Here is a 20,218-nt window from a genome sequence, read left to right on the forward strand (position 1 = left end):
CTTGGTCTTATTCAGCAGCTAACGCATCGATCGGGTTCATGGAAGCGGCGCGCCGTGATGGCATCCAAGCAGCCAGTAAGGCAATGGCCAAGGCAATCACAAAGGTTTCGATCACATTGCCGGCTGTGATTTGAATAATATTGAAACTCGTCATACTTTGCATCGCAGTATTGGCAAGTGCCCCTAACCCATAAGCTAAACCAGTGGCCACACTAGCCGAAGCCAAACCGATCAACAAAGATTCACTCGTGAACAAGCGGCGAATATCTTGTTTGCTTTGGCCTAATGCGCGCAAAATTCCGATTTCTTTGACTCGAGAGGACACACTCATAAACATCGTCACAATGATCATTAATGCAGAAACCACTAAGGAGATGCTAGCAATCGCCGCCAAAACGGTTGACGCTAAATTCACATATGTCTTCACCGTTTTAATGAAGGACGTTAAAGCCGTCGCGGTATATTGACGTTTACCATTTTGCGTGCTGTTATTGATGGCTTTTTTTACAGCGTTAACTTGGTTCATGCTGGTGGCTAAAACACTGGCACCATTGGGTTGGGCGTTGACGCCGGCTTTCGTTTCCGCATTTTTCAGCGTTTGCGTGTTAATGGCAGTAAGATCGGTCATCCCCATCGAGTTCTTAGCATTGGCAATACCTGAGATCTTCACTGAAGTGGTCACGGTTTTGGTTTGGGATTTGAAGCTAACTTTGATGGTTTTGCCGACTAAAGCTTTCCAATTCGAGGAAATCTTCTTCGCATCAGCTTTGTCTAAAACCATTTCACCACTTGAAGGTTTAGAACCTTTGATCAAATTATCGGCATTAGAAGCATTATTCCAGTTCTTTAAAGTCGATAACGTTGTGGTTTTACGCCCAAGTTTGAGATCAACAGCGCTCACCGTATAACTAGGATCAACAGACGCGACATGCTTGATGTTTTTTAAGGTGGCTAAGTCAGTACTGGAAAGTTTGGGTGTGCTGGTGCTGGCAGTGGTACTCATCGCCGCCATCGCACTACTGCTACCGACTGCTTTGACTGGTTTGGTATAACTGGATACAGTCACGATTTTGGGATTTGAAATGCTGGTAACTTGATGATCGATATAACTCGTCACGCCATTGCCGATCCCATTGAATAAAATCACAGAAAACAACCCAATCGTCGTCCCTAAGACAATCAAGGCGTTGCGCCAAAAGTTAAACCGTAAATGTTTGACTGCCGTTTTATAACTCACAGCAGCAGGCAGTTTACGAGACGTCAACGCTTGAGTCGTCATTGGCGAGTAGGCGTCTCGCAATGGCGTATCTTGATCGATTTGCCCATTTTCCATATGAACAATGCGCGTTCCGGCATCCGCCACGATTTGCGAATGGGTGACCGCAATCACCAAGCGACCTTGCGCAGCAATACTGTCCAATAACGCCAGCACTTCTTGAGTGTTTTGCGCATCTAAGGCGCCGGTAGGTTCATCCGCAATGATAATTTTGGGATCACTGGCTAATGCGCGGGCAATGGCCACGCGCTGTTTTTGACCACCAGATAAATGGTTCGGATATTTTTTGGCTTGATCAGCCAAGCCAACTTGGGCCAGTAATTCTTCTGCCCGGGCGATTCGCTGTGTTTTGTTTAAGGTGGTCATGTCCAAGGACACCAACACATTATCCAAAACACTTAAATGATTGATCAAGTTATATGATTGATAGATATAGCCGACGGTTTCCCGACGATAGGCATCAAGCGCCTTTTCATTGTGATGGTCCAGCGTTTGGCCGTCGACCACCACTTGGCCTTCGAAATCACGATCCAACCCACCGATGATGTTCATCAAGGTGGACTTACCACCGCCTGACTCTCCTAAAATTGAAACAAATTCACCCAGTTCAAAGTCTAAATCGATGCCTTTCAGCACTGGAAAGGTTTGTTTGTCCAAATGGTATGCTTTGTGAATGTCGCGTAACGTTAAATAGCTCATGTTTGCCCCTCTTTTGCTTTGATGACTATAGCTTATCGAAACTTCGATAACCTGCCATCGGCTAATGGGGCAGACTTGAACTGCCCTTTCAGGCATATCCTGACGTTCAGCCTGAAAAAGTCGACGTTTGGCGTAAACTTGAGTCACAGAACGCGGCTAGTGACAAACTGAACTTGAATTTCACAAGGAGGCATCATCGTGGAAAAGGTTCAAGCTGCTTTTGCTCAAGTTGCTTTGCATAGTTTGCCGGACAACAATCAACTATCAGCGATCAATGGTCGCATTGTCCAAATCCACGCGCTAAAAGTTGACGATTTACAATTCCCTGAACTCGGCACGTTTGCGCCACTACTGAATGAGCGTAAGCACCAAATTACGGTGACTTTGAAAGCTGGCACCTTGACCTTCTCGAATCAAGGCCAGACGCTTTGGACCTTGACGCCAACCACCGTGGATCTGTTTTGGCAACGACGCGCACCTGCCAGTGGTGTGTTCGTTGGCGGTAAAAACACTCTCGATCCGGTTTTTCACAGTATCCTCCATCTCGTCGCAGCAAGCGCTGATTTCTATTTACGCATTCCAGGCGCCAAAGCTGCCCATTACTTATTGGGTCATCCCAACGGCTTGCCACTTCGCGATGTCCTCAACATCAAACAAATTTCTTATCACGAATCCGAAATCGAATTGACCAAAGCCATCAATGCATTCGGCTATAGCAAGCTGATTGCCAACACCGAACTCGCCTTCTTCGATGATGAGCAGACGATCAGCTTATAATTTAAAAAGTTGTGCCACCTGATTTTGCCGGTCGCACAACTTTTTTAGTTTTGAGGAAATAACGGCGCCATTCGATGATAAAAGCCATGAGCGGCTAATTGCCAGAAATTGTCACTGCGATAACGCTCGCTTAACCAATATTTTGCCAACACGAAACCATGATAATGCTCATCACCATAATCGAATTGCAGGTGCACTTCATCCTTGTGCTGTACGACTTTGAAGTTGCGCTCCGAAATCCGACGAATGGTTTCAAAGGTGATTTGATGACGGAGGATTTTCTTTTCAGTCACATTATCGGCAAGTGCGATCATCGTCGGCGTAAACACTAATACGCCAGTTGCCGTCAGGCTCATTGGCCCCCACCTCGTATCACCAACATCAGCCAACGTTGCGAGTCCATAAGCCGTATCATTCGGGATCCGCCAAGCCGCAAAAAAATTCTGGTCGGGCAGTAACCCAGCTTCTTTGATGACAAGTTCAAGTTCCCAACAATCTGGTACCGCAGTGGCCATAAGCTTTCCTCCGTATGATCGTGACAGCTTCAATTTCACTATACGACGGCGTGACGCGTTTGTATATAGCGCTTACAAGGTAAATCTATTGCCACTCTATCGCATCGAACAAAAGATCGACAAAAGATTATCGGCCCACTCTCACCCAAAATTGACCGCCATTGGTTTCAATCATGTCCAACACCTGGCCTAAGCGCATGTTAAAGTACAGCCAACAACTTCAAAAGGCGGTCGTCATCATGTCAAATACACACGCAAAACTCACCTTGACTAGCATTTTAAGTTTATCTGCGGTCGGCGGGGTGTCCACTTTGATCACTGGGATTATTCCACAACTCCAACACGAATTTCCAAGCGTGCCTACCACCTTGATCGAATGGTCGGTGACTTTGGCCAATTTAAGCGCACTGGTGACTTTAATTTTGAACCCGAAGCTGACGCAAAAATTCGGTGTGCGCCACGTGGTCGTATTCGGCTTATTGCTCAGTGGCATTTTCGGGGCACTGCCAGCTTTAAGCGCAAGTTTTGCTTGGTTAATGGCGTGTCGCGCAATGTTAGGCTTAGGTATCGGGTTATTTTCACCACATGCCATCAGTTTGATTGCGCATGTCTATCACGGCGAATTCAAAACGCGGCTCATGGGTTATCAAACTGGGATCTCGGCGTTAGGTAACGCTGTGTTATTAGCCGTCGCCGGGATCCTGATTGCCTTGAGCTGGCGCGCAGTGTTTGGCCTTTATCTGCTTTTGATCCCATTGGCTGGCTTAGCTTATCGAGTGCTCCCCCAACGCACAAGTCTTACACCGAATCAAAAAGGACTTAAGCTGAAACTACCACGGTTACAAATCAGTCTCTGTTTGTTAGCCTTCGTCACCTACTTGATCATTTGGGGTGTGCAATTAAAATTACCCGCTTTGTTTGTCCAACATCACTTCGGTAACAGCCAATTAGCCAATTGGACTTTGTCGGCCATGAATCTCGGCGGACTGTTGGCCGGCTTGACCTTTGGCCGCGTCCATCGCAAACTCGCCAGCAAAACGTTAACTTTGGGTTATCTAGGCGCAGCGGCGGCCGTCTTAATCATGTTATTCAGCAAACAGCCTGCCATTGCGATCTTCAGTGCCATTTTCTTCAACTACATTTATTCATACACTGGTCCTTATTTGGTTTGGCGTAGCAGTTTAAGTCTCAGCGACCACTTGATCGACTTGGTCAGCAGCACCTTGACCATCGCCACGATCATCAGCGCCTTCTTTGCGCCAGTCGTGTGGAATTGGAGTGGCCAGTTTGGCTTTGGGACCTTGGTTGAAAACGTGCTGTTGTGGATCGCGCTGTGCTTAGGTGTCATCGGCATCGGCAGTCTCATTTGGCGCAAATCAGAGACCCCTTAACGATTCATTTATTCAAACACCATACAAAAATAGCGCCTGCCACGTGAATTCTCACGCGCCAGACGCTGTTTTGTTTGCTTACTTGGTAAGACCGTATTTCTTGTTGAATCGATCCACACGACCGTCGGCTTTGTTGAACTTTTGCTTACCGGTGTAGAATGGGTGGGAATCGGAAGTGGTTTCAACACGGATCAATGGGTAAGTGTTGCCGTCTTCCCATTCAACAGTTTCTGCGGAAGAAACAGTTGAGCGAGACAAGAACTTGAACCCAGTTGAAGAATCCATGAATACAACTTCGTGATAATCTGGATGGATACCTTGCTTCATAGTGTTTTTCTCCTTTGCCCTAAGCCATTGCCTGACCTAGAGAGATATTGTTTATAGTCAACCGCAAAATTATAGCATGCCACATCCGTTTTTGCAACCAAATCAGACGTTCATCGGCTCGTCAGCGTCAACGTCATCAATGATTTCAACATCAGCGCCTAAGCCGTGCAATTTCTGGATCACGCGATCATACCCGCGCAAAATGTGCCCCACATGAGTGATGGTGGTGTCGCCTTCTGCCATTAAGCCAGCGATCATCAAACATGCCCCACCGCGAATTTCAGTGGCTGCGACTTCTGTACCTTGCAGTTTATCGGCGTGGTGCAAAATGATCACATCATTTTCCACGGTGATATCTGCGCCCATGCGGATCAATTCTGGCACGTGGCGCACACGCTTGGGATAAAGGGTATCGACAATGATGCCTTCACCTTGGGCTTTGAGCATCAAGGGCGTGATCGGTTGTTGCAAGTCGGTGGCAAAGCCTGGATATGGCATGGTTTTGATTTGCACCATCCGCAAGTCCCCTGATGGGTAGACGAAAATGCTATCTTCGCCGACATCCATCACCACACCCATTTCTTCAAGCTTGGCTAAGAAAGAATCCAAGTGCTCGGAAATGATGTTTTTCACGTTGACGCCATCGCCCATTGCAGCAGCCATCGACAAATAAGTCCCGGCTTCAATGCGATCCGGAATAATGGTATGGGTGTTTTGGGCGTGTAATTCAGGGGTGCCTTCGATACGGATCACATCAGTCCCAGCACCGCGAATGGTTGCGCCCATGTTATTTAAATAAGTCGCTAAGTCGATAATTTCTGGTTCTTTGGCGGCATTTTCCAAAATGGTTTGGCCTTTTGCCGTTACTGCGGCCAAAATAATATTGATGGTCGCGCCGACAGAAACCATGTCTAAGTAAATCCGCGCACCATGTAGGCCTTCTTTCGGCGCATGGAGCACCATCGCCCCATGTTCGTTAGTCACGGTAGCGCCGAGGGCTTCAAAGCCCTTGATATGTTGATCGATCGGACGCGGGCCGATGTCATCCCCACCTGGCAAGGCAACGTTAGCGCTCCCAAAACGTCCAAGCAATGCGCCCATGAAATAATAAGACGCCCGCAACGACTTGATTTTGCCTTCGGGTAACGGCACTTCTTTAATTTGAGTTGGATCAATGTGGAGCACGCAATCTTCAAAGGTCGAATGGACGTTCATCGCTTCGAGAATGTCCATCAAGTTATAGACATCTTGGATCTGAGGTACCGAATCAAGGGTCACAGGGGTACGCGACAAAATGGCCGCTGGGATCAAAGCGACTGTACTGTTTTTTGCCCCGCCGATAACCACCGAGCCCGAGAGCTTTTTGCCCCCGTGAATCAGCATTTTTTTCATGTAATTTATTCCTCACTCACGCGTTCACTAACAAACTGGCTGAAGCTGACCACAATTTAGGCTTCATAACGTACTTTTTACGCTGGTATCGTTCACTGGTAGGCGTCGGCACAAAGAAATTCATGCGCCGACAATTAAAACACATTCATCGTTTAATTCTAATGAAATGTCGTACAAAAAACAAGCCGTGTTTCGCGAAATCATGCGCTTGCCTTGTTATATTAGAAAATATTTCGCCTTCCCTCAGCGTTACCACAGGAATATCAGGGCCTGCAGGGGCAGAAAATCATGGACAGCTCCGGAATTCCAGCAATGTGAGCGGCGCAAAGTGAGGGTCCTCAGCCGAGCTAACTTTTGATCTTCGCAAAGCTCAGATCAAAAGTGGATCTCGACTTGCGGATGACTGTAGGCGGTACACCGCCAACAGTCATCTCACCATGCGCCACTCACATTGCTTCCATTCCTCCGCCAACCATGATTTTTTGACAGGCACTGAGATTTCGCTGCGATTGCTTGAGAGACTTAAAAATATAAAAGTCAGCATCGTCAGTCAGCGCGCAAAATTAAAATTTAGATGATGTTATTATTGATCAGATTAATGGTCATCAGATATAAATTTCTGATCAGATTATAGGTCAATTCACTGTGACTCAAATTTGTGCATACAACATAAGCTTGCGAGTCATATCCGATCATCGCGTGCTTGTGAAAGCAAATAGCCAGCATCGGAGGCACTTGAATGGCACATGGTGAGATTGGTCTTAGCGACTTGTCGCTTAGGCCAACCCGCAGAGAAAGCTAACTTTGTGCCGTTCAAGTGCCGGAGCTGCTGGTCCTTAGCTGGAACGTCGAGCTTTGAGCAGCAACGTCGACACAGATAGCTACGCATCATGAATCAAACCAAAACCCGGTTCAATTCATGACGCTAGGCTATCTGGCCGACTAAGCCCGCTGCTCAAAAACTCTGGAACAAAAAAACCGAGGCACAAGGCCTCGGTCAAGTTAATGCTTATTTGAAATCGCCAGCAGCTTGGATGAAGGACTTGAACAACCCTTCAGGCTTCGTTGGACGAGATTGGAATTCTGGGTGGTATTGCGCCGCAACGAAGAACTTGTTCTTTGGCAATTCGATGATTTCCATCAAACGGTTGTCAGGCGAAACGCCGGAGAAGACCATGCCGTGTTGTTCCATGGCTTCGCGGTACTTGGTGTTGAATTCGTAACGGTGACGGTGACGCTTTTGCACTTCTGGGACGTTGTCGTAAGCAGCTGCGGCAACAGAGCCTTCCTTGAGTTCGCAAGGATACAAGCCCAAACGCAAAGTCCCACCAAGGTTGGTGACGTCGACTTGGTCTGGCATCAACCAAATAACTGGGTTCTTGGAATCTGGGTCCACTTCAGCAGTGGCAGCATCTTTAATGCCCAATACGTTGCGGGCAAATTCGATGGAAGCCATTTGCATCCCTAAGCAAATACCTAAGAATGGCACGTTGTTTTCACGCGCATAGCGGATGGCCGCGATTTTACCTTCAAGACCGCGATCACCGAAGCCACCAGGTACCAAAATGCCATCAGCATCGCCTAATAATTCTTGAACGTTGTCATCGTTGACATCTTCCGCTTGGAAAGTGGCGATTTCAACATCGGAATCCCAGTAGTAGCCAGCATGCTTCAAGGCTTCAGAAACTGAGATGTAAGCATCCTTTAAAGCCACATACTTACCGACCAAAGCGATCTTCACTTTGTGGTCAAGGTTTTGGACTTTATCCAACAAGTTAGTCCATTCGGTCATGTCGGCAGTTGGCACATCTAAGCCGAAGTGTTCGATGACACGTTGGTCCATACCTTGTGCTTGCATGGCCAAAGGAATGGAGTACAAGGACTTGGCGTCGCGAGATTCGATGATGGAATCTTCTTTAACGTCAGTGAACAATGCGATCTTCTTCTTCATGCCTTCAGTGACAGGCTTTTCCGTCCGCAAGATCAGCATGTTTGGCTGAATCCCAATGTTACGCAATTCCTTAACGGAGTGTTGCGTCGGCTTGGTCTTCATTTCACCGGCAGCACGCAAGTATGGGATCAACGTTGCGTGGATGTAGTAGGTGTTTTCTGCGCCGACATCATTTTTCATTTGGCGAATGGCTTCCAAGAATGGTTGCGATTCGATATCGCCAACCGTCCCACCGATTTCGGTGATGATGATGTCAGAATCCGTGGTTTTGGCTGCGCGCATGATCTTTTCTTTGAGCATGTTGGTGATATGCGGGATCACTTGCACAGTAGCGCCGAGGTATTCCCCTTTGCGTTCTTTTTCCAAAACTTCGGAATAGATTTTCCCAGTCGTGACATTAGAATACTTGTTCAAGTTAATGTCGATGAAGCGTTCATAGTGGCCAAGGTCAAGATCCGTTTCCGCACCATCGTCGGTGACGAAGACTTCCCCGTGTTGGTATGGGTTCATCGTGCCTGGGTCGACGTTGATGTAGGGATCAAATTTCTGGATCGTTACCTTCAAGCCGCGGTTCTTCAACAGCCGTCCAAGACTAGCTGCGACGATCCCTTTGCCAAGTGAAGACACAACGCCACCGGTAACAAAAATATACTTGGTCATGTGATAACTCCTTTTATTTTAATTGACGGGAAAAAACAAAAACAAGCTCCCCATCGTACGACAGGGAGCTTGTAACCGTTTTGGCTTTACGACGAATCGTAAAGCGCCCAAGCAGTATAATAACTAAAATCCCTACTTGCGTCAAGCGATATTGAAAATCAGTCCAAACTTCTTCAGTGATTTTCATGCCAAGGCGTTTCATCCTCAGCCAGCGCCTTTTGATGGAACTCGCGCCATGCTAAGACGATCAACACCACAAGTAACACCCAACGGACCAATTCCGCCCCGGTGCCGCCGAAGAAATGAGCGATCACAAACCGCAAAACATTCGCGCCATTTAACACCAGCCAGAATTCTGCCGCCGTGCGCCCACCTTTGATCAGCTTCAAGGATTTGGTCGCTTGCGCAATGTGCCGCATCCCGAACTGCCACAACAGCCAAATCACTAACGCCAACAAACTGCTACTCAATACCCAATAGCCTGACATATAGGCAAACGGTAATGCTTGAAAACCAAAAACAAGAATCAAATAAGCCACAATCCAAAATAAAATGACGACTCGGCGAAGGTTTTCCATCCCGATCTCCTCCAGCTTCAAGTAAACGCTTACTTGATTATAACCTAGTCAATTTTGAAAGTCAGCTTATCGCCACCCATACTGCGCGAAACGTTTCCGCATGGCGTCATCGGTTAAATATTCACCGGTTTCAAAATCCTTGAAGCCTGATTCAATCAGCTCACAATTGAAAATTGATTTCGACGTAGGCTTCAACAAAATCAAACTACTGTGAACTTCAGCGTGATTCGGACACGATTTTGTTTTGTCGACCAACAGTCCCCGTGAAGAAAAGTTGCGGGTGGAAGTGACTTGGCAAAACAAGGAAAACTGGACAATTGCCCGTGGCAGTGCAGTCAAGTGAAACGCCGATTTGTGGCGGTTCGCGCAGATTTCACCGGCAGATTTTGAGACAAAGTGGTTTTCTTTGGCTCAAAATCTAGGCGAAAACTCCTCGAACGGTTTTTGTTCGAGAGTTGCAGCCGGCCGCACCGGCAACTTGTCCAGTTTTCCGCAGTGACGCCAAGGCACTGGAACCCGCAACTTTTCATACCACTAGGCAATTAACTAGCAAATACAAAAAAGATCAAGCCTGAACTTCGGCTTGATCTCAAAGTGTTCGTTGATTTAGTTTTCGTCGTCAGAATCGGAATCCGTATCGTCGTCTTCTTCATCTTCATCATCGTCGTCAGAGAATTCTGCCAATTGGCCTTCGATCCCATCAGGCAAGCTGTCTTCTTCGTCGTCGCCGTCTGCGTTGGCATCTTCGTCATCATCGAAGTCGTCAGCCGCATCGTCATCAGCGTCGTCGTCAAAGTCATCGTCTTCTGGATCGTCGTCGTTGTAGTCGATGACATCATCATCGTCGCCAGCATCAGCCAAGAAGGCGTTGACCTTCTTGCGCTTCTTGCGGCGCGGTGCGTCTTCTTCATCGTCATGTTGGTTGACTTCTTCATCGACAGATTCGTATGGGTACCAAGCGCGCAGGCCCCAAACGTTGTCGCCTAAAGAAATGAACGATCCGTTTTCGTTTAAATCCGTATAAAATTGCGGCAAACGATCCCGGATCTCACCATCGGTTTTACCCAAATAGGTTTGGATCTCGTTAACGATGTCCACAAAAGCCATCGTTTCGCCTTTTTCGTCGAGAATGGCGTGCGCCACCTCGATCATGGACAGTTCTGATTTAATCGCGTCGGCAAATACTTCGTCTAGTTTCAACCGGTACACGCCCTTTCCACAGTCTATTCCAAATCATACCCGTTTAAGCATGAAAAAGCAATCGCATTCGATAATTTCCCAAGGTTTCCCCGTTAGCAAATAATTGATACTCGATATAAATTTCGCCAGCCAGTGGATCATCCGTGATGCGCACATCCAAGCGCGGCGTGATGGTTTCCACAGGGATCATGCCATAAGGCGTACGGTATTGGGTCAAGATCCGCTTTTCATTGGCAAAATGCAACTTCAATTGCATATCATCATTACTGCCGCCACGGCTGAGTTGCACATCCCCGTCACCGCGCAGCTTCAAGGTCACTGGATAATCCGTGTGCTCTTTTTCATTGATCTCACGATAGCGAATATAAAGCGTGTCATTGAGCTCGACGATCGTTCCTGGCTCGTTAAAAACATGTTCTTCAGTTTCCCCTTCTTGGGTAACATAAGTTTCTAAGTGGATCGAAACTGGGATCCCGTGTGATAAGTCCATGCGATCCTTCCTTTCAGTGGTTTTCAACCTATTATAACGCTTGGCCAAAAACTTCACACTCTATTGTATAATGGAGTCATAAAACTGGCTTGCAGTATGAAAAGTTGTGGACTCCGATAGTTTTGGCGTCACTGCGGTGAGTTGAACAAGTTGCTAGTGCGGCCGGCGCCAGAAATCGGCACAAACCGCCGATGTTCTTTTGCCTAAGACTTGAACCAGAGAAAACCGCTCTGTTTCAAGTCTTGCCGGTAAAATCTACGCAAGCCACCAAAAAACGGCGTCTTACTTGATTTGACTACCACGAGCAATTGTCCAGCTCACCTCCGCTTTGCCAAAACTATCTCCGCTTACGATTTTTCTTCGTTCACACATGATGAGCCTATTCATGAGTCTGATTCACAGATGGCGCAGATAAAGGATCGTCGAACAATCGTTTACAAGAGCCATTGGACAACATTGATACATGTGGCCACGATTTGGCATTGGGACGGAGGCTGGCCGTCGAGACGTGGTGAGATTTGCGTTAGCGGTTTACCGCTTACGCAAAGCCGCAGGAAAAGATCCACTTGGATCAGACGCGCAGCGGATGATTCAAGTTAGCTTTTCCGAGGACCCTCACCACGTCTCGGCGAGCCAGCTGGAGTCCCAATGCCAAATCACTAACCCGCAAGCCAAAAACATTAGGGGGAAAATGCCTTGAACACGATGTTACCAAGAGAAAAAGTCTTTCGCGATCCAGTGCACAACTACATTCATGTGCGCCACCAAGTGATTTTAGACTTGATCAACACACCTGAATTCCAGCGTTTACGTCGGATCAAACAACTCGGGGTGGCCAATACTGTGTTTCAAGGCGCAGAACACTCCCGCTTCACGCACTCGCTTGGCGTTTATGAAATTACCCGCCAGATCTGCGATTCATTTAAAAACAACTACCCTGATCAATGGGACGACTCAGAACGCTTAGTCGCCTTATGTGCCGCCTTGCTCCACGACGTTGGCCACGGGCCGTACTCGCACACTTTTGAGCACATTTTTAATACCGATCACGAAGCCATCACGCGGCGGATCTTATGCAATGAATCCACCAACATCAATCACATTTTACGGGAAGTGGCGCCTGATTTTCCGCAAAAAGTCGCCAGTGTGATCGACCACACTTATCCCAATCCGCAAGTCGTGCAAATGATCTCCAGTCAAATCGACGCCGATCGCATGGACTACTTGTTGCGCGATGCCTATAATACCGGCACCAATTATGGCTTATTCGACTTGACGCGCATCTTGCGGGTAATGCGACCATATCCTGATGGCATCGCTTTTGACGCCAATGGGATGCATGCGGTAGAAGACTACATCGTCAGTCGCTTCCAAATGTATCAACAAATTTATTTCCACCCAGTGTCTCGCGGCATGGAAGTGGTGTTGATGCACTTGCTGGCCCGGGCGAAGACTTTATATGAAGCGGGACGCTTTGATGCCGCCTATAATCCGCGCTTATTGATCCCATTTTTTGAAGGGACTTGGACGCTGAAGGATTATTTAAAACTTGACGACGGCGTACTCAACACCTACTTCACTTACTGGCTGGATTATCCCGATCCGATCTTAAAAGACTTCTCTGACCGCTTCTTATCCAGACGCCCCTTGAAATCTGCGACCTTCACCAGCGATACGGAAAACTTGCTGCCGGACTTGCGCACGTTAGTCGCAGAAGCTGGCTTTGATCCGGAATACTACACCGCAGAAAACGACTCGTTTGATTTGCCATACGATGCGTATGATCCTTCAAGTGCCAATCCGAAGACGCAAATCGAAATCATGCAACTAGACGGGTCGTTAGAAGAGCTTTCCACCTTATCCCCACTTGTTGCCGCAATTTCTGGGCGGATGACCGGGGACAAGCGCTTCTACTTTCCAAAAACGATGCTCCAAAAATCAGGTGACTCCTCCACCTATCAACAGTTCCAACATTATTTGCTAAACGGTGCTTTAATTAACTTGCGCTAAACGAAAGGATAGTTATGTCAATCAAAATGATCGCCATCGACATGGATGGCACCCTGTTAGATCCTAATCAACAACTCACCGCAGAAACCATCGAAACGGTTAAAGCAGCCAAAACTCACGGCATCAAAATCGTCTTGTGTACCGGCCGCCCATTGACTGGCTTGGAACAATTCTTCGGGCCTTTGGGGTTGGTTGACCCAGGCGATTATGCCATCACGTATAACGGCGCCATGGTACAACATGCTGACACGAAAGAAATTTTACTTCAGCATTCATTAAGTTATGACGATTTCGTTGATCTAACGGAACTCGCCAACCGCCTCAACGTCCACTCACATGCCGAAGACGCCGACTACATGTACACCCCAAACGCTGACATCTCCAAGTATTCCGTGCGCGAATCTTACTTGGTCAACATGCCAATGTTCTACCGCTTGCCGGATCAATTCCCGCATGACAAGCAATTCGCTAAAGTGATGTTTATCGACGAGCCCGACGTTTTAGCCGCAGCCACTGCCAAGATCCCAGCGGACTACTTTGAACGCTACTATTTCGTCAACTCCGAACCATTCTTCTTAGAAGCCTTAAACAAAAATGCTTCTAAAGGCAATGCCGTCACTGACTTGGCGCAAAAGCTCGGCTACAGCATGGATGAAGTGATGGCCATCGGTGATCAAGCCAACGACTTGCCGATGATCAAAGCTGCCGGTTGCGGCGTGGCAATGGGCAATGCGATTGACGAAGTTAAAGCGCATGCCCAAGTGATCACTGCGACCAACGCTGAAAACGGTGTGGCCAAAGCCATCCAACAGTATGCGTTCTAGTGACCTGAAAAACTGTGAAGGCCGCAGGTGAGGCATCATTACGGTGAATGGGCCAAGTTTCCGTGCGGCCGGCTTCAGCTTTCGAACAAAAACCGTTCGAGGAGCTTACGCCTAAAATTCAAGCCAAGAAGACCGCTTGTCTTGAATTTTGCCGGTGAAATCTACGCGAGCCACCACAAACCGGCGTCTCACTTGATTTCACTTTCACAGGAAATTGTCCCATTCACCTCCGCGATGCCTCACCCGCTCCGTTCTCAATTTTTCTGGATACCCAGCGCTCGTCTACTGATTGTGTTCCTGAGCTGACGACCAGCTTCAATCATACAAAAATAGCCAGGACTCCTCCTGGCTAAGTCGGTGAATTGGCTGAAACAGTCGCGCGGTGTGGTGAAATTGAGGCCGGAAGCTGGTCGTTGCGCCATAGTGAGAAGCCTGTTAGCGATTTATCGCTTACAGGCTTCCACAGGTGGAGATCCACTCAAATCAGGAGCGAAGCGAGTGATCTGAGTTAGCTCCGCCGAGGACCCTCTCTATGGCGCAGCGGCCAGCTGGAGGCCTCAATTTCACCACACCGCACCCTCCGCTTATTGTTGCAACTTCAACCACTGCGCCACGCCGAAGCGATGGGTTGGGCGTTTGAGTTGAGCGGCAGCTTCGGCAATTGGCATCAACATCAACGTGTTGAAGTCTTCCAAAGGCTCAGCGACCTTTTTCAAGTTGGTACAAGCATAGAAAGTCGCCGGATGGTAATACGCAGTTTTGCGGTGATGAGAATAGAAATATTCCGCCGCCGAGCCGAGCTTTTCGCCGATGGTGACCGTCACGCCGAATTCTTCCAGCAATTCACGGTTGATCGTTTCTTCATCGGTTTCGCCAGGTTCGACTTCACCGCCTGGCAAAAATAGCGCGTGATTCGGTGCGCCAAGGATCAACAACCGTTTGCCGCTAGCATCTGGGATCACGGCATAAACGCCAACGCGCTTGTGATAATCAAGCGTTGGATCTTTCGTACCAAAAACTGGATCATGTGCCATTTTTGTTTTCCCCCAAGTTAAAACTTTGATTTTTTCTCATTATACCCTAATAAAAATGCAATTCAAGTAAGGAAGTGCTCGTTTGGAAACCACTACGCTCTTGGCTGTGCTGCTCCCGTTGATCGTGATGACTGGGATTTTCGTCGCCAGCTTCACCATCGAACCGCGGCGCCTGTTCAACGGTTTGTTATTCAACATTTGGCTGATTTTCGCCGCAGCCACTGCCGCTTTATTGATCCTCGGTTCAAACAACCGCTTATTGATCGCCGTGTTTGCCACCCTATTTGTGATTTTCATGTTAGTGATCTTGGCGATTTTTGCGCTCCACTTGTTGTGGTTGGCATGGAACGCGATCGTGGTGTGGCGGCGTGAAGGCCACAGTCTAGGGAACATGTTGACGTTGTTATTAGCTGTATTTCTACTATTGTTAGAAATCGGCGCCAGCTTCGGTCGGCAGTTCTTACCTGATCCCTTATACAATGGTTTAGCTGTGCTGTTCACCTTGAGCATCGGCTATGTGTTAGTATCACTGTATAACTTCTTGACGGTGCTGGTACTTTACAACTTACGGCCGTTGAAACACAACAAGGATTTCTTAGTGGTGTTAGGCGCTGGTTTGATCAATGGCGATACCGTTAGTCCATTACTCGCAGCCCGGATCAACGCCGGCATCAAGTTCTATCGCAAAGAAAAAACCAAAGGATTACATCCCAAGTTAGTTTTCTCTGGTGGCCAAGGCGGTGATGAAAAGCTGCCTGAAGGGTTGGCAATGCAACGATACGCACTCACTCAAGGGGTACCAGCAGAAGATACCTTGATTGAAGACCGCTCGACCACGACTTTGGAAAACATGAAATTCTCCAAAACCTTGATTGATCAAAACGGTGGCGGGTCAGTGGCATTTTTCACCAATAACTATCACCTGTTTCGAGCTGGGATCTATGCTAAAGCTGCTGGATTGAACGCTAACGGCAAAGGCGCCGCCACGAGTTTTTACTTTTTGCCTAACGCCGTGATCCGCGAATACTTGGCGATGGTGATGTTGCATAAGCGTCGGCATATGATCGTATTTGGTTTGATTGCATTGGCCGCATTAAGCACGATGGGCGTGCAGTTGCTGTGATATACTGATTGTAAAAGGGGGTCAACAACTTATGTGGAAAGAATTTCGTCAATTCATCATGCGCGGTAACGTCTTAGACTTAGCCGTTGGTGTGATCATCGGCAGTGCCTTCACCGGCTTAGTGACCAGCTTGACCAAGAACTTGATCAACCCGATCATTGCGTTATTTACCCGCAGTACGAATCTGGAAGGCTTGAGCTTCACTGTCATTGGGGCTAAGTTTACTTATGGGGCGTTTTTAAATGATGTGATCAACTTCCTGATCGTCGCTTTCGTGGTATTTTTAATGGTGAAAGGTGCCAATAAGCTCCTGCCGAAAAAACCAGCTGCGCCTGCTGGCCCCAGCAATGAAGAAGTGCTGTTAACTGAAATCCGTGATTTATTGAAGGATAAGTAATGAAAAAAGTTCCGTGGTTCGTCCAATTATTATTGATTATGGTGGTGGCTTTTGCCGGCGCCCGTTTATTAATGACCCAAGTGTTGTCCAACGATACCGTTTCTGGTGATTCGATGCAGCCGACGTTAAATGATAAAAACCGGCTGATCTCGATTCGCCACCACAGCATTAAACGCAACGATATCGTGGTACTGAATGCCCCTGATGTCGCTGGTGAATTATACATCAAGCGCGTGATCGGCATGCCTGGAGACACTGTCGCCGTCAAAAACGAAAAGCTTTATGTCAATGGCAAACTCACCCCTCAGCCTTATCTGAAAACCAGTTTCATGCGCAACGAGATCACGGCTTGGGGCAAAGCCTACAATAAGGACACCACAGGCGTTCAGTTCACTGCTGATTTCAATATCAAAACTAACAAGTCGACGCAATCCGCACGGGTCCCTAAAGGCGAGTACTTCGTGATGGGGGACAATCGCTTCGTCTCACATGATGGTCGCGCTTTTGGCTTTATCAAGCGATCCTCAATTCAGTCCGTCGTGGTTTGGCGGTATTGGCCTTTAAATCAAATGAAAACTTACTAAATCACTCGACGCTGGCGCATGCCGGCGTCTTTTTTTGCCAGCTAACGCAAATATTTCAATCTCATAATCTGGTAAGTCGAAAAGATGTTTCGCCTCTTTTTTGCGTAATTTATATAAAAGGGGGCAAAAACATGAACTTTGATCAACCGCAATTACTAGCGTTTTGGCTTCAACAAGGCGCACAACAAGTCTTTGAGCTGACGCCGATTGCCGAAGCCTTAGACTTTACTTTTACTGCCGCTTTCTCGTTACCCGTTGCGCCACCTGAAACGCCACGGTATTTCGCCTTGGTGTCCACTGGCATCACCAAAGAAGCCGCTCGCTTTCAGTTGACGACTTCGCTTGGTCACAGCACGCCGCAACCTGAAACAGGCATCATCACATTGGATACAACTTTGCACGTGGATCTAAATCGGGACTATCGCTGGCTGGAGCTCGCTTTGATCTACAATATTGAGCCATTAGACCAAGAGCACCTGTTACCAGCATTTTTCACCACCACTATTGGGATCAAGGAGGCGAGCAATAATGGCTAACCTCGCTCCTTTGAATTTACAAATCGTCAATCCGTCAGGACATGGTACAATGAGTTCAGGAAACGGAGGTGGCCCACCCATGGATCATGACTACGCCACGAAAACTGAACTGCAAATGCTCAGCAGTAAAATGGAGCTCAACTTCCATGCGTTAAACGACCGCTTCAAATCGTTAGAAGCCCGCTGATGAGCGGACAAAATCCTCAGACGCCCAGTTTCAAGCCCAAATCGCCCGCAGTGACGCAGATGCTAAAGCGTATCAGGCCAGTTTTGACGCACACATGGCACGAATGGATGCCGATGACAAAGCCTGGCAAGCAACGTTTGACGCGCAACAAAAAACTTTAAATGAGCAATTCAAAACGCAGATGGCACGTAGCGATGCTGATGCTAAAGCTTTCACTGAGCAATTCAAAGCACAGATGGCACGTAGCGATGCTGATGCTAAAGCCTGGCAAGAAAAATTTGATGCCCAACAAAAAGCGTCAGATAAAGAATTCAAAGCCCAAATGGCACGTAGCGATGCTGATGCCAAAGCCTGGCAAGAAAAATTTGATGCCCAACAAAAAGCATCGGCTGAAGAATTCAAAACCCAAGCTGAAATCGCAAAAGCGAATCTCAAAGCCCAAATGGCGCAAATCAAGGCTAACGAGAAAGCAGCACAAGCTAATCTTGACAGAATCGACCAAGTGGCCAAAGAACGTAATGAAGCTATCGCTAAGCAGTTCGCCTGGATCAACAAGTTGCTTTATGTGTTGATCGGCATGGCTGGCAGTGTCTGGATCTCTGGTGTGATTTGGTTCGTTAAATTTATTTTCACCCATTAACGCAAAAAATCTACGCTGTGGCAATACGTTGTCGACAGCGTAGGTTTTGTTTTATAACAAGCCAGCTAAGTGCTTTTCAACCTCAGCGACTGGCATTTGCGTGTCAGTCCACAATTCAAAGCTAGCCGCACCTTGCGCGACGAGTAAGGATAACCCATTCAAGCAAGTTTTCACGCCGGCTTGTTTTGCCTGACTTAAGAAAGTCGTGACTAACGGATCATAAACCATATCCATGACCACTTGATCAGCCCGCAACTGCGCACTTGCTGGCATTGGCGTGAGCTCGCTTTGAACTTGCATTCCCAAGCTGGTGGCATTGATCAACACATCCGCTTGTTGCACCGCCGCACAAACTGCCGCTTCATCTTCCAAGCTGATCACTTGCGTCAATGCGCTTAGCCGATCAGCTAAGTTTTGCGCCTTTTCGACATGGCGATTGGCAATGGTCAATTGACCGACACCGTTGTCACTTAACGCTAATGCCGCAGATTCTGCTGCGCCACCTGCGCCAAATAACAACACATGTGCCTGCGATAAATCAGTATGGTGTTTTAAAGCTTGCACCACGCCGACGCCATCGGTGGAATACCCGTACAATTCCCCATCGCGATTAACGATGGTGTTCACCGATTGGGCTTTTTGCGCAAAATCTGAGACATGATCGAGTAGTGGGATCACGGCTTTTTTCAGCGGCATGGATAAGTTCACCCCGCCTAAATGTAAATCGCGAATCGCATTGACCGCAGTAGGCAAGGTTTCTGGCGTCACGTCAAAAGCCAAGTAGCGCGCATTGATCTGGTTGCGATCAAAGGCGAGATTGTGCATCGCCGGTGACAATGAGTGCGCCGCGGGATGCGCTAAAAGTCCATATAGTTTGGTATGACCATCGATCAAAATAATTCCTCCTGAAGTTCGTGGATCAAATTCACGCTGAGTTGACCTGGTGCTGACGCATGTCCCAACGTCGCAAACGTCAATCCTGGCGCAAACGCCCCGCTTGCCACTCGAGTCAATTGACCGAGTTGCCCCATGCCGATAACAATCGCAGGTTGTTTCAATGTTTTACGCGCCCAAGCAGATAAAGCCAGCAAGTTCAGCGTATCCTGAGGGGTTTGTGGCATACAAGCTAGCTTCACCACATCCGCCCAAGTACTTTGCGCCCGCAATTGTGATTTCGCATCAGCTAAGCTTGGCGTGTGGTGAAAGTCATGGGCGCTAGCGACCACCGCGAGTTGATGGTCGTGAGCCAACTGGACACAGCTTTCACGGATCGTTTCAGGCACGCTTGCTTCAATATCCAACGCTTCTGGTGCGATCAAGTTCAGCAAACGCGTGTATTCACATTGATAAGCTTGAGCATCTCCTTGAAATGCCCCACCCTCTGCTTGCGTACGCAAAGTCATCAACAACAACTTACCAGCTTGATGCAAACGCTCAGCCATTTGCTGGATGGCGTCATCTGATAATGCCGCGCTAGTATCCACACGCCATTCGACAACTTGCACCGCCGAGTTTTGACCGATCAAATCAACTTGTTGCAGGAAGCTTTGACCGTCGCTGGCTGAAATCGGCACGGCAATAGCAGGACGTGATTGTTGTAAAGCTTGGACGAATTTCACCACACCAG

The 20,218-nt window shown here is 47.9% G+C and carries 21 protein-coding genes; 9 read left to right on the plus strand and 12 right to left on the minus strand.

The window, feature by feature from the left end; genetic code table 11:
* Positions 1-7 precede the first annotated feature (7 nt).
* Complete coding sequence (locus tag FD01_RS08810) at positions 8-1,975, minus strand: ABC transporter ATP-binding protein/permease (RefSeq protein ID WP_056963772.1); 1,968 nt, start codon at positions 1,973-1,975, stop codon at positions 8-10.
* 198 nt (positions 1,976-2,173) lie between these two features.
* Between FD01_RS08810 and FD01_RS08815 the strand changes: the two genes are divergently transcribed.
* Positions 2,174-2,752: a hypothetical protein gene (locus FD01_RS08815; protein ID WP_056963774.1), complete on the plus strand. Its 579-nt coding sequence runs from the start codon at positions 2,174-2,176 to the stop codon at positions 2,750-2,752.
* Between the two features lie 44 nt (positions 2,753-2,796).
* Here the strand turns inward: FD01_RS08815 and FD01_RS08820 are convergent, their stop codons facing one another.
* Positions 2,797-3,267, minus strand: coding sequence for a hypothetical protein (locus tag FD01_RS08820; protein WP_054714701.1), 471 nt, complete (start codon positions 3,265-3,267; stop codon positions 2,797-2,799).
* Between the two features lie 239 nt (positions 3,268-3,506).
* Between FD01_RS08820 and FD01_RS08825 the strand changes: the two genes are divergently transcribed.
* Positions 3,507-4,658, plus strand: a complete 1,152-nt coding sequence (locus FD01_RS08825; protein WP_054714698.1) for an MFS transporter — start codon at positions 3,507-3,509, stop codon at positions 4,656-4,658.
* 78 nt (positions 4,659-4,736) lie between these two features.
* Here the strand turns inward: FD01_RS08825 and FD01_RS08830 are convergent, their stop codons facing one another.
* The 7 genes from FD01_RS08830 to FD01_RS08860 all read right to left on the minus strand — a co-directional run bounded on the left by FD01_RS08830 (position 4,737) and on the right by FD01_RS08860 (position 11,256).
* Positions 4,737-4,985 (minus strand): type B 50S ribosomal protein L31, encoded by a 249-nt coding sequence (locus FD01_RS08830; RefSeq protein WP_054714695.1) that lies wholly within the window; start codon positions 4,983-4,985, stop codon positions 4,737-4,739.
* Positions 4,986-5,087: 102 nt separating this feature from the next.
* Positions 5,088-6,377, minus strand: a complete 1,290-nt coding sequence (locus FD01_RS08835; protein WP_056963776.1) for a UDP-N-acetylglucosamine 1-carboxyvinyltransferase — start codon at positions 6,375-6,377, stop codon at positions 5,088-5,090.
* 1,009 nt (positions 6,378-7,386) lie between these two features.
* Positions 7,387-8,988: a CTP synthase gene (locus tag FD01_RS08840; protein ID WP_054714692.1), complete on the minus strand. Its 1,602-nt coding sequence runs from the start codon at positions 8,986-8,988 to the stop codon at positions 7,387-7,389.
* A gap of 13 nt (positions 8,989-9,001) precedes the next feature.
* Positions 9,002-9,175 (minus strand): hypothetical protein, encoded by a 174-nt coding sequence (locus FD01_RS16090; protein ID WP_156647290.1) that lies wholly within the window; start codon positions 9,173-9,175, stop codon positions 9,002-9,004.
* Positions 9,162-9,566, minus strand: coding sequence for a hypothetical protein (locus FD01_RS08845; protein WP_054714686.1), 405 nt, complete (start codon positions 9,564-9,566; stop codon positions 9,162-9,164). The genes FD01_RS16090 and FD01_RS08845 overlap by 14 nt, the downstream gene beginning before the upstream one ends.
* 606 nt (positions 9,567-10,172) lie before the next feature.
* Complete coding sequence (rpoE, locus tag FD01_RS08855) at positions 10,173-10,718, minus strand: DNA-directed RNA polymerase subunit delta (protein ID WP_404820841.1); 546 nt, start codon at positions 10,716-10,718, stop codon at positions 10,173-10,175.
* Between the two features lie 91 nt (positions 10,719-10,809).
* Positions 10,810-11,256 (minus strand): YwiB family protein, encoded by a 447-nt coding sequence (locus FD01_RS08860; RefSeq protein WP_054714677.1) that lies wholly within the window; start codon positions 11,254-11,256, stop codon positions 10,810-10,812.
* Between the two features lie 705 nt (positions 11,257-11,961).
* Between FD01_RS08860 and FD01_RS08870 the strand changes: the two genes are divergently transcribed.
* Together FD01_RS08870 and yidA are read left to right on the plus strand one after the other, a co-directional pair.
* Positions 11,962-13,266: an HD domain-containing protein gene (locus FD01_RS08870; RefSeq protein ID WP_056963804.1), complete on the plus strand. Its 1,305-nt coding sequence runs from the start codon at positions 11,962-11,964 to the stop codon at positions 13,264-13,266.
* Positions 13,267-13,280: 14 nt separating this feature from the next.
* Entirely contained in the window at positions 13,281-14,090 is an 810-nt protein-coding gene (gene yidA, locus FD01_RS08875) for a sugar-phosphatase (RefSeq protein WP_054714674.1), read from the plus strand.
* 584 nt (positions 14,091-14,674) lie between these two features.
* Here the strand turns inward: yidA and FD01_RS08880 are convergent.
* The gene (locus FD01_RS08880) at positions 14,675-15,124 is read right to left on the minus strand and encodes an NUDIX hydrolase (RefSeq protein ID WP_056963783.1); all 450 of its coding nucleotides are present in this window, start codon (positions 15,122-15,124) and stop codon (positions 14,675-14,677) included.
* Positions 15,125-15,206: 82 nt separating this feature from the next.
* Here FD01_RS08880 and FD01_RS08885 point away from each other — a divergent pair, with 82 nt between their 5' ends.
* The 5 genes from FD01_RS08885 (at position 15,207) to FD01_RS08910 (ending at position 18,591) form a co-directional block, all read left to right on the plus strand.
* Entirely contained in the window at positions 15,207-16,247 is a 1,041-nt protein-coding gene (locus FD01_RS08885) for a YdcF family protein (protein ID WP_404820740.1), read from the plus strand.
* Positions 16,248-16,278: 31 nt separating this feature from the next.
* Complete coding sequence (gene mscL / locus FD01_RS08890; RefSeq protein ID WP_056963785.1) at positions 16,279-16,644, plus strand: large-conductance mechanosensitive channel protein MscL; 366 nt, start codon at positions 16,279-16,281, stop codon at positions 16,642-16,644.
* Complete coding sequence (gene lepB / locus FD01_RS08895; RefSeq protein ID WP_056963787.1) at positions 16,644-17,228, plus strand: signal peptidase I; 585 nt, start codon at positions 16,644-16,646, stop codon at positions 17,226-17,228. The genes mscL and lepB overlap by 1 nt, the downstream gene beginning before the upstream one ends.
* 131 nt (positions 17,229-17,359) lie before the next feature.
* The gene (locus FD01_RS08900; RefSeq protein ID WP_054714671.1) at positions 17,360-17,764 is read left to right on the plus strand and encodes a hypothetical protein; all 405 of its coding nucleotides are present in this window, start codon (positions 17,360-17,362) and stop codon (positions 17,762-17,764) included.
* 281 nt (positions 17,765-18,045) lie between these two features.
* Positions 18,046-18,591: a hypothetical protein gene (locus FD01_RS08910; RefSeq protein ID WP_056963789.1), complete on the plus strand. Its 546-nt coding sequence runs from the start codon at positions 18,046-18,048 to the stop codon at positions 18,589-18,591.
* Positions 18,592-18,642: 51 nt separating this feature from the next.
* On the opposite strand, the gene FD01_RS08915 is transcribed toward FD01_RS08910, so the two are convergent.
* On the minus strand, positions 18,643-19,485 hold the full coding sequence (locus FD01_RS08915; RefSeq protein WP_056963792.1) for a shikimate dehydrogenase: 843 nt from the start codon (positions 19,483-19,485) through the stop codon (positions 18,643-18,645).
* Entirely contained in the window at positions 19,482-20,210 is a 729-nt protein-coding gene (aroD, locus tag FD01_RS08920; protein ID WP_056963793.1) for a type I 3-dehydroquinate dehydratase, read from the minus strand. Before aroD ends, FD01_RS08915 begins: the two co-directional genes overlap by 4 nt.
* Positions 20,211-20,218 lie beyond the last annotated feature (8 nt).

It is taken from the genome of Lacticaseibacillus manihotivorans DSM 13343 = JCM 12514, from assembly GCF_001435035.1.
GTDB lineage: Bacteria > Bacillota > Bacilli > Lactobacillales > Lactobacillaceae > Lacticaseibacillus > Lacticaseibacillus manihotivorans.

Excerpts from the sequence above, each read along its gene's own strand:
- FD01_RS08910 (WP_056963789.1), top strand. The coding sequence starts at position 18,046 with ATGGCACGAATGGATGCCGATGACAAAGCCTGGCAAGCAACGTTTGAC.
- FD01_RS08845 (WP_054714686.1), bottom strand. The coding sequence starts at position 9,566 with ATGGAAAACCTTCGCCGAGTCGTCATTTTATTTTGGATTGTGGCTTAT.
- FD01_RS08835 (WP_056963776.1), bottom strand. The coding sequence starts at position 6,377 with ATGAAAAAAATGCTGATTCACGGGGGCAAAAAGCTCTCGGGCTCGGTG.
- FD01_RS08860 (WP_054714677.1), bottom strand. The coding sequence starts at position 11,256 with ATGGACTTATCACACGGGATCCCAGTTTCGATCCACTTAGAAACTTAT.
- lepB (WP_056963787.1), top strand. The coding sequence starts at position 16,644 with ATGAAAAAAGTTCCGTGGTTCGTCCAATTATTATTGATTATGGTGGTG.
- rpoE (WP_404820841.1), bottom strand. The coding sequence starts at position 10,718 with ATGATCGAGGTGGCGCACGCCATTCTCGACGAAAAAGGCGAAACGATG.
- mscL (WP_056963785.1), top strand. The coding sequence starts at position 16,279 with ATGTGGAAAGAATTTCGTCAATTCATCATGCGCGGTAACGTCTTAGAC.
- FD01_RS08820 (WP_054714701.1), bottom strand. The coding sequence starts at position 3,267 with ATGGCCACTGCGGTACCAGATTGTTGGGAACTTGAACTTGTCATCAAA.
- FD01_RS08825 (WP_054714698.1), top strand. The coding sequence starts at position 3,507 with ATGTCAAATACACACGCAAAACTCACCTTGACTAGCATTTTAAGTTTA.
- FD01_RS08900 (WP_054714671.1), top strand. The coding sequence starts at position 17,360 with ATGAACTTTGATCAACCGCAATTACTAGCGTTTTGGCTTCAACAAGGC.
- FD01_RS08880 (WP_056963783.1), bottom strand. The coding sequence starts at position 15,124 with ATGGCACATGATCCAGTTTTTGGTACGAAAGATCCAACGCTTGATTAT.
- yidA (WP_054714674.1), top strand. The coding sequence starts at position 13,281 with ATGTCAATCAAAATGATCGCCATCGACATGGATGGCACCCTGTTAGAT.
- FD01_RS08810 (WP_056963772.1), bottom strand. The coding sequence starts at position 1,975 with ATGAGCTATTTAACGTTACGCGACATTCACAAAGCATACCATTTGGAC.
- FD01_RS08840 (WP_054714692.1), bottom strand. The coding sequence starts at position 8,988 with ATGACCAAGTATATTTTTGTTACCGGTGGCGTTGTGTCTTCACTTGGC.
- FD01_RS08870 (WP_056963804.1), top strand. The coding sequence starts at position 11,962 with ATGTTACCAAGAGAAAAAGTCTTTCGCGATCCAGTGCACAACTACATT.
- FD01_RS08830 (WP_054714695.1), bottom strand. The coding sequence starts at position 4,985 with ATGAAGCAAGGTATCCATCCAGATTATCACGAAGTTGTATTCATGGAT.
- FD01_RS16090 (WP_156647290.1), bottom strand. The coding sequence starts at position 9,175 with ATGAAAATCACTGAAGAAGTTTGGACTGATTTTCAATATCGCTTGACG.